We start from the raw sequence: 11,045 nt of genomic DNA on the forward strand, positions 1-11,045 counted from the left end.
TATTATTGACTAGAGTCATGCTCCTGCTAGGGTTGCTCGATATGGGAGCGGGGCTCCAGGTGGATGAGGATCCGCGCTGGCCCGTAGCGCTCCTGCAAGAGGCGTTCAACTTCCTCGGTAAGGTGGTGGGCGGACTCAATGTCCTGTGGCTCCACCACCAGGTGCATCTCGATAAAGACTATCTCCCCGGGGATGCCGCGGGAAGTGATGTCATGGCAGTCGAGCACGCCTGGCACGCTCAGGATCAGATCCCGCAGGGCCTCAGAGGGGATCGCCACCCGGTCGGTGAGGTAGGGAAGATTCTCCTGCAGCACTTCCCAGCCGCTTCGGAGCACCAGCAGCGCCACCGGCAAAGCCAGGGCTTGGTCCAGCCAAGGGATCCCCCAATAATGCATGCCGGCCAACCCCAGCAACACCGTCAGCGTTACCCCAACGTCGCTGAGGGTATGGCGCGCATCGGCCAACAGCAGCGGGCTGGACAGAGCTTTGCCCCAGCGGTGCTCGTAGAGGGTGATAAAGACATTAATGCCCAGCACGCCCACCATCATCCCCAAGGTCAGCTCATCGATCTGCAGGTGGGGCTGGGGCTCCCAAAACCGCTCCACGGCTGTGCGCAGGATCTCCAGGCTGGCCATCCCCAAAAAGGCGGCGATCCCCAGCGCTCCAATGGCTTCAAACTTGCGATGGCCGTAGGGATGGTCGTCATCGGGCTCTGGCGAAGAAAAGCGCATGGCCACCAAGCCCAAAATGTTGCTGGCGCTGTCGGTGGAGCTGTGCAGGGCATCGGCAATGAGGCTCAGGGATCCCGTCGTCAGCCCCAGGATTAACTTGATCAGAAACACCAGGACATTTAGCCCTAGCGTGACGTACAGCACCCTCTGCACTTGGCGCTGGCGGCGGCTGGCTATGGCAGCAGAATCCAGAAAGCTCACTGCAGCTCGAGCGGGGATCCACAGATATCCTGCTTTATTCTGCCACCGACCTCAATAGGGGTAAGGGAGGGTACCCTAAAAGCAAGCTGCTAAGGCTTAGTCAAGTGGCCGCCGATTGGGGAGCGAACTCTGAGTATGCACGTTGCTGTGGTAGGCGCTGGCTATGTGGGCCTGGTAACAGGGGCTTGCCTGGCTCACCTGGGGAATAGCGTTATCTGTGTGGACAACAACCCCGCCAAGATTGAAGGGCTGCAGCGGGGTCGCCTGCCCATCTACGAGCCCGGCCTGGAAGAGCTGGTGCGGGAGGGAACTGCGGCGGGTCGGCTGCACTTTAGCACCGATCTGGGCTCTGGGATCCGGGCCAGCGAGGTGGTGTTTATTGCCGTGGGCACCCCGGCCCTGCCCAGCGGGGATCCCGATCTGCGCTACGTGGAAGCAGTGGCGCGGGAAATTGGCCAGCATCTGGACGAGCACTATCGAGTCATTGTCAACAAATCCACTGTGCCCATTGGCTCTGGGGACTGGGTGCGCATGCTCATTTTGGACGGGGCCGCCGAAGCCGCCAAGCAGCGGCTGAGCAGCCGAGAAGTGGGGAGAGATCCAGAGGCCAGATCCCTGACCTTGGAGCTCTCGCCTTGGACGCCGCAGTTTGACGTGGTGAGCAACCCCGAGTTCCTACGGGAGGGCAGTGCCATCCAAGATACCTTCTACCCGGATCGGATTGTGATTGGCTCCAACAGCCCCCGCGCCATTGAAATCATGCGGCAGCTGTATGAACCCATCCTCAACCGCCAGCAGGGCCTGCAAGGGGATCCCGTGCCTTTGCTGGTGACCGACCTGGCTTCTGCCGAAATGATCAAGTATGCCGCCAACGCCTTCCTGGCCACCAAGATTAGCTTCATCAACGAAATGGCCAACATCTGCGAGCGCACCGGCGCCGACATCACCCAGGTGGCGGAAGGGATTGGCCTAGATAGGCGCATTGGCCGCGCCTTTCTCAACGCTGGCATAGGGTGGGGCGGAAGCTGCTTCCCCAAAGATCTGGCGGCTCTTATCCAAACCGCTGCTGACTACGGCTATGAGGCCAAGCTGTTGCGGGCCACGGTGGAGGTCAACCGAGAACAGCGGCAACGTTTGGTGGAAAAGCTGCAGCAGGCCCTCAAGGTGCTCAAGGGAAAAACCATTGGCCTACTGGGTCTGACGTTTAAACCCCACACCGACGACCTGCGGGATGCCCCTTCCCTGACTTTGATCGAACAACTCCACCGTCTGGGGGCCAAGGTCAAGGCATATGATCCAATTGTATCCGCCTCGGGGATGCGGGAGGGGTTGGCCCATGTGGTGGTGGAAACGGATGTGTTCCGGCTGGCCCAGGACTGCGATGCCCTGGTGTTGGTGACGGAGTGGCCGGAGTTTTTGTCGCTGGATTACCGACGGATTGCAGAGCTGATGCGGCGGCCCTTGCTCATCGATGGCCGTAACTGTCTGGATCGGGAGGCGGTGCGGCAGGCGGGCATAACCCTCATTGGAGTGGGCTGGTAGGTGCTGGGGAAATCAGGGGAAATCATGAAGATCCTGGTTACGGGTGGCCTGGGATTTATCGGATCCCACTTGGTAACCCGCCTTCTGCAAGAAGGCCACTGGGTCATTTGTCTGGATAACGGCTACACGGGCCGGCAGCTCAATGTCCAGGCCCATCTGGACAACCCAGCCTTTCAGTTCATTTGGCACGACGTTGCCGAGCCCCTGCCGCCCGCTTTGGCAGAGGCCGGGATCCAGCAGATCTACCACCTGGCCTGCCCCGCTTCTCCCCCCCACTACCAAGCGGATCCCATCCGCACCATCCGCACCAGCCTCTGGGGCACCTACCACCTGCTGCAACTGGCCCAGAAAACGGGAGCGAGGTTCCTGCTGGCCTCGACTTCAGAAGTGTACGGGGATCCCCAAGTGCATCCCCAACCGGAAGACTACTGGGGCCACGTCAACCCCATCGGCCCGCGGGCCTGCTACGACGAATCCAAGCGCTTGGCGGAAACCCTCACCTTCGACTGGCAGCGGCAATACCAGACGGAGATCCGGGTGGCCCGCATCTTCAACACCTACGGCCCCGCCATGCGGGAGGACGATGGCCGCGTGGTGAGCAACTTTATCGTCCAGGCCCTGCGCGGGGATCCCCTGACGGTCTATGGGGATGGATCCCAGACCCGCAGCTTTTGCTACATCTCCGACTTGGTAGAGGGCTTGATCCGGCTGATGAACAGCCCCTACCCTGGCCCCTTTAACTTGGGCAACCCCGAGGAGTTCACCATCCTGGAGCTGGCCCGGCAGATCCTTGCGCTCACGGGCAGCCCTTCTCCTGTTGTTTACCGGCCCCTGCCAACAGATGATCCCAAGCAGCGGCGGCCCGACATTCGCAAAGCCCGTGCCCTCTTGGGGTGGGAACCTCGGATCCCTTTGCAGGTTGGGCTGCAACAGACCATCCCTTACTTTCGTCAGCGGCTGGGGCTGGACTAATCATCAGGTGCTCCCGACAACCCCAACCCGTTTGAGAACCATTTTCGCCTCAGCTCGATTGACCTGGGTGAATGGCTGCCAGCGGCTCCAGTTGGCGGGCTTGCTGTTGTAGCCGACTCACCAACTGCCGACATACCACTTCGCACAGCTCAAAGCACATGGGATCCGCAATTTGGTAATAAACACTCACCCCCTTGGGCTGACGGCTGACGATCCCTGCCTGGGTCAGGATCTTGAGGTGCTTGGAAACATTGGCCTGGCCCATACCCGTAGCTTCCAAGATTTGGGTGACGTTCTTGGGCCCCGAGCGCAACTGACACAGGATCTGCAGGCGGCTGGGTTCCGCCAAAACCTTGAAGTACTCCGCCACGCTGTCGAGAACCTGCGGCGTCAGGATCGTGCGACACTCATTCACATCCGCTCTGCTCACCGGCTTTTCCCCAATCAACAAACCTGCTTGCGCCGTCCATGCAACTTGATTTTAACACTAGATAGTTATATAGTGTTCCTAGAAAGTCCAAGTTCACGTCGGGCTTTCGATACCAGACAGGAGGGCACTATGCTATTTCGCCAACTGTTCGACGCAGAAACAAGCACCTACACCTATTTAATCGCGGATCCGGCAACTCGCGAGGCCGCCCTGGTGGATCCGGTACTGGAGCAGGTGGAGCGGGATTTGAAGTTGATTCGGGAATTGGGTCTAACCTTGAAGTACTGCCTGGAAACCCACGTTCACGCGGATCACATCACGGGAACCGGGAAGCTGCGGGAACTGACCGGTTGCCAAGGGGTGGTGCCAGTACAGGCCAAGGCTCAATGTGCAGATCGTTTCATCGGTCATGGGGAAACGCTGCAAGTGGGATCCATCCCCATTGAAGCCATTGCCACCTTGGGCCACACCGACAGCCACATGACCTACCGCGTCAATGGGGATCGCGTCCTGACCGGAGATGCCCTGCTGATCCGCGGCTGTGGGCGCACCGACTTCCAAAGTGGGGATCCCGGCCTGATGTACGACCATGTTACCCAGCACTTGTTTACGCTGCCCGATGAGACGCTGGTCTATCCTGGCCACGACTATCGCGGGCACACCGTCTCCACCATTGGCGAGGAGAAGCGCTGGAACCCGCGCTTTGTGGATCCGGAAACGGGCAACCTGCGTTCCCGTGAGAGCTTCATTGCCCTGATGAACAGCCTCAACCTGCCCCAGCCCAAGAAGATCCAGGAAGCGGTGCCGGCCAACGAGCAGTGCGGCCAAGTGGCAGCAGCGGTTTAATTCCTTCTGGGCAGCGAGGTGCAGGGTAAGCCCCCGCCGGCTGGGGAGCCCATGTGAAACTCCGATGGTGAGGGCCCGCTGCTCTGGGTAACCTTCTCTCAATTGGCTTGCCAGAAATGGAGAGTTTGAGCGTGGATCGAGAAAGTCTCTATGAGAGCGATTTCTACGCTTGGATCCAGCAACAAGCTCAATTTCTGCGGGATCGGGCCTGGGAGAAGCTGGATCTGCCCAATTTAGTCGAGGAGATTGAATCGTTGGGCAGGCAACAGCGGCAGGAACTGCGAAACCGACTTGCAGTTTTGGTTGGGCATCTCCTCAAGTGGGAGTACCAGCCAGAGGGGAGATCCGCAAGCTGGCTCCTCACCCTCCAGCTGCAGCGGCAGGAAGTTCTGGAGCTTCTTGAAGAAAGCCCAAGTCTCAAGCCCTATTTGCCAGAGGCCATCTCCAAGTCTTACTTGGGGGCGCTGAAGCTGGCCCTGGAGGAGACCAAGCTGCCCAGAAAGATTTTCCCCAAAACCTGCCCTTATTCCTCAGAGCAAATCCTGGATAGCCGGTTTTACCCCGGTGAGCCCAGTCATTGGCTTGAGGAGGAAGATTAATCCCAAAAATCGCTGCATTTTGCATTTTAGACAACGCCAAAAGCAAGGAGACAACCATGACCGTAACCCAACAAAACCCTATCCCTTCCGCTTCGCAAGAACGGGATCCCCGTCTCAAGGAGATCGATGCCCTGACCTTAAAACAGTGGCTGGATCAGGGGCGAGTCCAGCTCATTGATGTGCGGGAGCCGGGAGAATATGCCGATGAGCGGATCCCGGGGGCTATCAACCTGCCCCTCTCCACTTTTGATCCCGCCAAAGTGCCCGCCTCTACGCCAGAAAAGCCAGTGGTGTTGCAGTGCCGCATGGGCAGCCGCTCCATCCGCGCCGGTTGTCAGTTGCTAGACCGCGGCTGGCCGGAGGTGATTAGCCTCAAGGGCGGGATCGAGGCTTGGAAAGCGGCCAAGCTGCCCGTTACCCGCACCCAAAATGCGCCCATCTCCATCATGCGGCAGGTGCAGATTGCGGCGGGATCCCTGGTGCTCACCGGAACCCTTCTGGGGGCCTTTGTCAACCCCTGGTGGCTGCTGCTGAGTGGCTTTGTGGGCGCTGGGCTGGTGTTTGCGGGTGTAACCAACACCTGTGGCATGGCTCTGCTCTTGGCTCGCATGCCCTGGAACCGAGGTCAGGCGCTATGAGTGGGATCCCTTCTGCTTCCTCTTCGGGGCAAGGGATCCTGGCGCGGTACCTGCCCTTTGCTAAGGAGTCCCTTTGGGTCTTCCACTATCAACGATCAGATTTGCCGGGAGATCTGATCGCCGGCCTTGTGGTGGCCATTCTGTTGGTGCCCCAGAGCATGGCCTATGCCCTGTTGGCCGGGTTGCCCCCCCAAGTGGGCCTGTACGCCAGTATTTTGCCGGTGATCGTCTATGGACTACTGGGATCCAGCCGCGCCTTGGCGGTAGGGCCAGTGGCCATCATCTCCCTCTTGGTGGCGGCAGGGTTAGAGCCCCTGGCCGGTCGCGTCAGCGGGACGGAGTCCTTGCCGGGCAGCCCAGAGTACGGGCAGTTGGCTTTAGGCCTGGCCTTGGAAGTGGGTTTGATTCAAGGGGCGATGGGGTTGTTGCGGCTGGGGTTTTTGGCCAATTTCTTAAGCCACACGGTGGTGACTGCCTTTGGCAGCGCGGCGGCCTTGATCATCGGCTTCAGCCAGCTCCGCCACCTCCTGGGGGTCAAGATCGCCAACACGGAGTCCTTCTTGCTGTTGGTGCAGCGGCTGTGGCAAAGCCTGGACAAGGTGAACTGGGCAACCTTTGGCCTAGGGCTGCTGGCCGTATCCCTGCTGGTGTACGCTCAGCGAAAGTTGCCCCACCAACTGCGGCGTTGGGGTGTGCCTCCAGGTTGGGCCTTGATTTTGACCAAGGGGGCACCGCTAGCGGCTGTGCTCGTGACCAGCCTGTTGGTCTGGGGCCTAAACCTCTCGGAGAGGGCAGGGGTATCCGTTGTTGGCTCCATTCCTTCCGGGTTGCCCCCCTTGGGCTTTCCCTCGTTGAGCTGGGGACAGTGGACAGCGCTTCTGCCCACCGCCTTGGCCATCAGCTTGGTGGGCTTCACGGAAAGCTATGCTGTGGGGCAGTCCTTGGCCAGCCAGCGGCGGCAGAAGGTGGATCCCAACCAAGATCTGGTGGCTTTGGGGGCAGCCAACTTGGCAGCAGCCTGCAGTGGCGGCTATCCGGTAACGGGAGGCATCAGCCGGTCGGTGGTGAACTTTCAAGCAGGCGCCAACAGTGGCCTGGCCTCCCTAATCACCGGCCTGTTGGTGGCTTTGACGGTCATCTGGCTGATGCCCCTGTTCACCTTCTTGCCCCAGACCACCCTGGCGGCCATTGTTCTGGTGGCGGTGCTGGCCCTGGTGGATTTTCACCCCCTGCTGCAAAGCTGGCGCTACGACCGTGGCGATGCCCTGGTTTGGTTGGTAACCTTTGCCAGTGTGCTGGGGATCGGAGTGGAGCAGGGGATCGGAATAGGGGTGTTAGTCTCCATCCTGCTCTTTCTTTGGCGGGCTAGCCGTCCTCACATTGCCATCGTGGGTCAGGTGCCCGGTACGGAGCACTACCGCAACGTGCAGCGCCATGAGGTGATTACCGATCCCCGTATCTTGGCAGTGCGGGTGGACGAGAGCCTGTTTTTTGCCAACGCAGCCTACTTGCAGGAGTATCTGCTGCGAGAGGTGGCGGCGCGACCCACAGTGGAGCAGGTGCTGCTCGTTGCCAGCGCCATCAACTTCATCGACGGCAGCGCTTTGGAAGTGCTGACCCAGTTGGTGGAACGTTTGCAGCAGGCAGGGGTGGGCTTTGCCATGGCCGAGGTGAAGGGGCCGGTAATGGATCGCCTCCAAAAGGCTGGGTTTGTGGAGAAAGTGGGCGCTGAGCGCTTCTTCCTCTCCACTCACCAGGCGATGCAAGCCCTCGGATCCCAGCAGAGCCTCAGTCAGGTGTCATCTTCCTGATCAGCACAAGGGGGGTTTGTTCAGCGGCATTGCCGGCGGGGTTCTTGCCCAGGGCTTGCTCCACCAGCTCCCGCTCTACGCCGGGGCTGGCTGCCAGGATCTTGACCTGCCCCAGATCGTTGGCATCCACGATGGCCACTTCGTAGCCCGTCTGCCGATGCAGATCCCCCACCAACTTGGCCGGATCCCGCGGCCCCAGCACGATGAACTGGTCATAGGGAGGCAAAGTGCCAGTAACGTCGTCGATGAGGTCGGCCTGATCTCCCGCCAGGGCATAAAACACCCCAGAGATCCCCAGCAGTTTGGCCAGGGATCCCACCACAAAAGCCCACACCACCCGCCAGGCCCCGGAGCAGTCGATCAAAGTCTGCATCCCGTAGCAGCTTGAAAGACTGGTCTTGGAGGGGAAGAAGTAGCACAGGGTGCGGGCCAGCCAGCCGGGCTGCACCTGCAGGGGATGGCGGAAGTTGCCCTGGACAATAGCCACGGCGCTTTCCGAGATGGCCACCATATCGCCGGGCTGGATGTGAGGGCCTACATACCGCCGTAGCACCTCGGCCAAGTCATCGCTGGGGGTCAGCAGATGGGTGGGAACGGCGGCCCAAAGGAGGGATCCCTGCTTCTGCCAGTTCAGCTCTGGCAAGGGCTCCACCTCCTGCAACGGCAGGATGAGATGGCTGGTCTTGAGGGTGCGCCGCTGCCGCCCGTACTGGATGTAGTCCAACTCCAGCCAGGCAGAGCGCAGATCCGCTAGCCCTTTCCCCTTCAGCTCGATCTCGACTTCTAGGCCAGTCTGGCTCTGGGGGGTGAGGATGTAAGCCTGCCAGTAGTTGTCTTGCCGGGGGGGAAGATCCGGATGGCGAGAGCGCAGGCGTAGGCGGGTGTCAATGCCTTCTGGGGAGCCAGCGCTGAGCAAATGCAGTCGCGGCTGCACCTGGGCCAAGGTGACCTCAAAGAGGGGGTTGAGGTTGCGAGCCACAAACTCCGCTTGAATGACCCAGTGCTCCAAGGTGTTGCGGCCTATGCCCCAGCCCTTGGGTTCCACCACCAGCTGGTCAGCGGGGCGGGTTTTCAGCCAGTACAGCAACGTTCCCAAGCTGAGCAGCAGCCCGGCCACCACCTGGCTCCAAGCCGAGGGATCCCAAAGCCAACGCCAAGCCCCCCATAGGCTGAGTCCTACCCCAGCCAGCACTGCAGCCAACACGCCACGATTCACCATGCTGCTACTTGTTGCCATTGGGATCCCACTCCTCAAAAAAAGACAAGTGCTTAAGCCCTGCTAAAGTCTGCCCCTTTGTCCACCACAACACCCTAGACTACGGGTACGCTCTAGCTCTTCTCCTGAACCCTAGCCATCCTACCGGGAAACCGAAGCAGGCTGCGGCGAGATCTCCACACCAATTTTTAATCTCAAACAGTTAGCTTACAAATAGATTTCATCTCAGGCTTTTCAGAACACCCTTGGAGTTTCCTATGGCGCACAAACAGCAATTCAAAAGCTTTGACGACATGATTCAGGGATCCAAAACCCCCATCCTGGTGGATTTTTACGCCACTTGGTGTGGTCCCTGTCAGGTGATGGCCCAGGTGCTGGAGCAGGTGAAGCCGCAGGTGGGTGACGCCATCTCTTTCGTAAAGATTGACACAGAAAAGTACCCCAATATTGCTGCCCGCTGGGGTATCTACGCCGTGCCAACCCTCATCCTGTTCAAAGACGGGAAGCCGGTTGACCGTATCGAGGGGCTGTTGCAGCCTCGCGCCTTGTTGGAGCGGTTGCGGGCGCAGGTCAACCTGCCGGTAGGCTAGGTGGACGTTGCTGGGATGGGGTCTTTTGGTCATCTTCTGGTGGCACAGCGAGCTCTCCAGCAAAACCGTCTTTGAGATGTCCTCGCAGGTGTTTGAGCGCTCTTTGGGATCTCCGCCTCTGGAGGTTCACCTGGCGGGAGAGGTGCCCTATCGCACCGCTTGGGCTTGGCAGCAAGCCAGGGTGGCTCGCCTGATCTGCAATCCGCAGCTGCCAGATGGGCTCCTACTGCTCACCCACCCGCCGGTCTACACCCTGGGGGCAGGGGCGGATCCCAAGTTCCTCAAGAGCTTGGCTGGACAGATAGGATCCCCAGCTGCCCGCCCAGAATTCCTCTCTGGACAAGGGCCAGAAATCCTGCGGGTAGAGCGCGGCGGCGAAGTCACTTACCACGGGCCAGGCCAGTGGGTTGGTTATGCGATCCTCAACCTCAGGCGCCACCGTCTGGATCTCCACTGGTACCTGCGCCAACTGGAGCAGGTGCTTATTGAAACTGTGGCCCACTTTGGCCTGCGGGGGGAGCGGATCCCTGGCCTCACAGGGGTTTGGGTGGAGGGGCGCAAAGTGGCGGCCATCGGCATCAAGGTTTCCCGCTGGGTGACCTACCATGGCTTTGCCTTGAATGTCTGCCCCGATCTGTCGGCCTTTGAGGCGATTGTGCCCTGTGGGATCCCTGATCGCCCGGTGGGATCCCTGGTGCACTTTTGTCCGGAGGTAACGATGGCTGCCGTAGCTCCGGTGCTGGTGGAGTCGTTCTGTCAGGTCTTTGGGCTGCAGGCTCAGGCAGTTTCCCTGGCCGAGTGGTTGGGAGAGCCTCGGCTTTCTGACAAGTTGCTGGGAGAATCAACCGCTCAGACGCCTAAGCGCAAGTGAGGGGAAAGACCAGACAGGTTACCCAACTTCGAGGTGGCCCTAGGTTTAATCCAAGGGCGGCTACTCCACCCCCAACTGGCGCAGCAGTTGCTGCAGGATGGCCTGGTTGGCAAAGTTGCCACTCTTGGAGAAGAGAGCCAACGCCTGGCGAAAGTCGGCCATGGCGGCTTCTCGATCCCCCAGTTGCAGGTGGGCCACGCCGCGGCTGAAGTAGGCTTCTGGAATTCGCGGATCCAACTGGATGGCCCGCTCCGCATCGGCCAACGCCTCTTGGGGCTGGCGCAACTGGTTGTAGACGTAGCTGCGGTTCACATAGGCCGGCGCATAGGTGGGATCCAACTGCACCGCCCGATCCAGATCCGACAGGGCAGCCACGGGATCCCCGCGCAGCAACTTGAGGGATCCCTGCCAGTTGAACTCGGAAGCGGTGTTTGGGGCCGAGGTCTTCTCAGGAGGAGGTGGGAAGGCAGGCAAAGAGATGGCAGGGGCAGGAGCGAGGAATGCTGCCAAGAAACCTATCAGAGCTATCCTTCCCCATCGACACTTGATTGTGCTCCGCACCGCTAATGACGTCCTGATACATTCACGCTGAACTCTC

The 11,045-nt window shown here is 60.1% G+C and carries 12 protein-coding genes; 8 read left to right on the forward strand and 4 right to left on the reverse strand.

Translation table 11 applies throughout. The features are described 5' to 3' along the window. Nucleotides 1-26 precede the first annotated feature (26 nt). Entirely contained in the window at nucleotides 27-932 is a 906-nt protein-coding gene (locus NW818_RS11775) for a cation diffusion facilitator family transporter (protein ID WP_414424657.1), read from the reverse strand. A 135-nt stretch (nucleotides 933-1,067) separates the two neighbouring features. Here NW818_RS11775 and NW818_RS11780 point away from each other — a divergent pair, with 135 nt between their 5' ends. Together NW818_RS11780 and NW818_RS11785 are read left to right on the forward strand one after the other, a co-directional pair. Next, the gene (locus tag NW818_RS11780) at nucleotides 1,068-2,474 is read left to right on the forward strand and encodes a UDP-glucose dehydrogenase family protein (protein ID WP_414424658.1); all 1,407 of its coding nucleotides are present in this window, start codon (nucleotides 1,068-1,070) and stop codon (nucleotides 2,472-2,474) included. A gap of 24 nt (nucleotides 2,475-2,498) precedes the next feature. Next, the gene (locus tag NW818_RS11785) at nucleotides 2,499-3,446 is read left to right on the forward strand and encodes a UDP-glucuronic acid decarboxylase family protein (protein WP_414424659.1); all 948 of its coding nucleotides are present in this window, start codon (nucleotides 2,499-2,501) and stop codon (nucleotides 3,444-3,446) included. A 49-nt stretch (nucleotides 3,447-3,495) separates the two neighbouring features. Here the strand turns inward: NW818_RS11785 and NW818_RS11790 are convergent, their stop codons facing one another. Then, the gene (locus NW818_RS11790) at nucleotides 3,496-3,876 is read right to left on the reverse strand and encodes an ArsR/SmtB family transcription factor (RefSeq protein ID WP_414424660.1); all 381 of its coding nucleotides are present in this window, start codon (nucleotides 3,874-3,876) and stop codon (nucleotides 3,496-3,498) included. 129 nt (nucleotides 3,877-4,005) lie between these two features. On the opposite strand from NW818_RS11790, the gene NW818_RS11795 reads away from it, so the two are divergent. From NW818_RS11795 to NW818_RS11810, 4 genes are all read left to right on the forward strand, one after another. Beyond that, on the forward strand, nucleotides 4,006-4,722 hold the full coding sequence (locus NW818_RS11795; RefSeq protein WP_414424661.1) for an MBL fold metallo-hydrolase: 717 nt from the start codon (nucleotides 4,006-4,008) through the stop codon (nucleotides 4,720-4,722). Nucleotides 4,723-4,853: 131 nt separating this feature from the next. Next, on the forward strand, nucleotides 4,854-5,321 hold the full coding sequence (locus NW818_RS11800; protein WP_414424662.1) for a DUF29 domain-containing protein: 468 nt from the start codon (nucleotides 4,854-4,856) through the stop codon (nucleotides 5,319-5,321). Nucleotides 5,322-5,377: 56 nt separating this feature from the next. Beyond that, nucleotides 5,378-5,959, forward strand: a complete 582-nt coding sequence (locus NW818_RS11805) for a rhodanese-like domain-containing protein (RefSeq protein ID WP_414424663.1) — start codon at nucleotides 5,378-5,380, stop codon at nucleotides 5,957-5,959. After that, nucleotides 5,956-7,770, forward strand: coding sequence for a SulP family inorganic anion transporter (locus tag NW818_RS11810; RefSeq protein ID WP_414330945.1), 1,815 nt, complete (start codon nucleotides 5,956-5,958; stop codon nucleotides 7,768-7,770). Before NW818_RS11805 ends, NW818_RS11810 begins: the two co-directional genes overlap by 4 nt. Here NW818_RS11810 and NW818_RS11815 read toward each other — a convergent pair. After that, complete coding sequence (locus NW818_RS11815) at nucleotides 7,748-9,007, reverse strand: hypothetical protein (RefSeq protein ID WP_414352138.1); 1,260 nt, start codon at nucleotides 9,005-9,007, stop codon at nucleotides 7,748-7,750. The genes NW818_RS11810 and NW818_RS11815 overlap by 23 nt on opposite strands. 236 nt (nucleotides 9,008-9,243) lie before the next feature. Between NW818_RS11815 and trxA the strand changes: the two genes are divergently transcribed. Both trxA and lipB read left to right on the forward strand, forming a co-directional pair. Then, nucleotides 9,244-9,576 carry a thioredoxin gene (gene trxA / locus NW818_RS11820; RefSeq protein WP_414330952.1) on the forward strand — a complete coding sequence of 111 codons (333 nt, stop codon included), beginning with the start codon at nucleotides 9,244-9,246 and terminating at the stop codon, nucleotides 9,574-9,576. A gap of 76 nt (nucleotides 9,577-9,652) precedes the next feature. After that, nucleotides 9,653-10,447 carry a lipoyl(octanoyl) transferase LipB gene (gene lipB / locus NW818_RS11825; protein WP_414352147.1) on the forward strand — a complete coding sequence of 265 codons (795 nt, stop codon included), beginning with the start codon at nucleotides 9,653-9,655 and terminating at the stop codon, nucleotides 10,445-10,447. Nucleotides 10,448-10,507: 60 nt separating this feature from the next. On the opposite strand, the gene NW818_RS11830 is transcribed toward lipB, so the two are convergent. Further along, entirely contained in the window at nucleotides 10,508-10,957 is a 450-nt protein-coding gene (locus NW818_RS11830; protein ID WP_414352137.1) for a tetratricopeptide repeat protein, read from the reverse strand. Nucleotides 10,958-11,045: the final 88 nt, after the last annotated feature.

It is taken from the genome of Synechococcus sp. R6-5 (assembly GCF_047461775.1).
Taxonomy (GTDB): Bacteria; Cyanobacteriota; Cyanobacteriia; order Thermostichales; family Thermostichaceae; genus Thermostichus.

What these genes read in the sequence shown, in the direction of transcription:
- NW818_RS11785 (WP_414424659.1), top strand. Translation starts at nt 2,499, where the DNA reads ATGAAGATCCTGGTTACGGGTGGCCTGGGATTTATCGGATCCCACTTG.
- NW818_RS11780 (WP_414424658.1), top strand. Translation starts at nt 1,068, where the DNA reads ATGCACGTTGCTGTGGTAGGCGCTGGCTATGTGGGCCTGGTAACAGGG.
- NW818_RS11815 (WP_414352138.1), bottom strand. Translation starts at nt 9,007, where the DNA reads ATGGCAACAAGTAGCAGCATGGTGAATCGTGGCGTGTTGGCTGCAGTG.
- NW818_RS11795 (WP_414424661.1), top strand. Translation starts at nt 4,006, where the DNA reads ATGCTATTTCGCCAACTGTTCGACGCAGAAACAAGCACCTACACCTAT.
- lipB (WP_414352147.1), top strand. Translation starts at nt 9,653, where the DNA reads ATGTCCTCGCAGGTGTTTGAGCGCTCTTTGGGATCTCCGCCTCTGGAG.
- NW818_RS11810 (WP_414330945.1), top strand. Translation starts at nt 5,956, where the DNA reads ATGAGTGGGATCCCTTCTGCTTCCTCTTCGGGGCAAGGGATCCTGGCG.
- trxA (WP_414330952.1), top strand. Translation starts at nt 9,244, where the DNA reads ATGGCGCACAAACAGCAATTCAAAAGCTTTGACGACATGATTCAGGGA.
- NW818_RS11805 (WP_414424663.1), top strand. Translation starts at nt 5,378, where the DNA reads ATGACCGTAACCCAACAAAACCCTATCCCTTCCGCTTCGCAAGAACGG.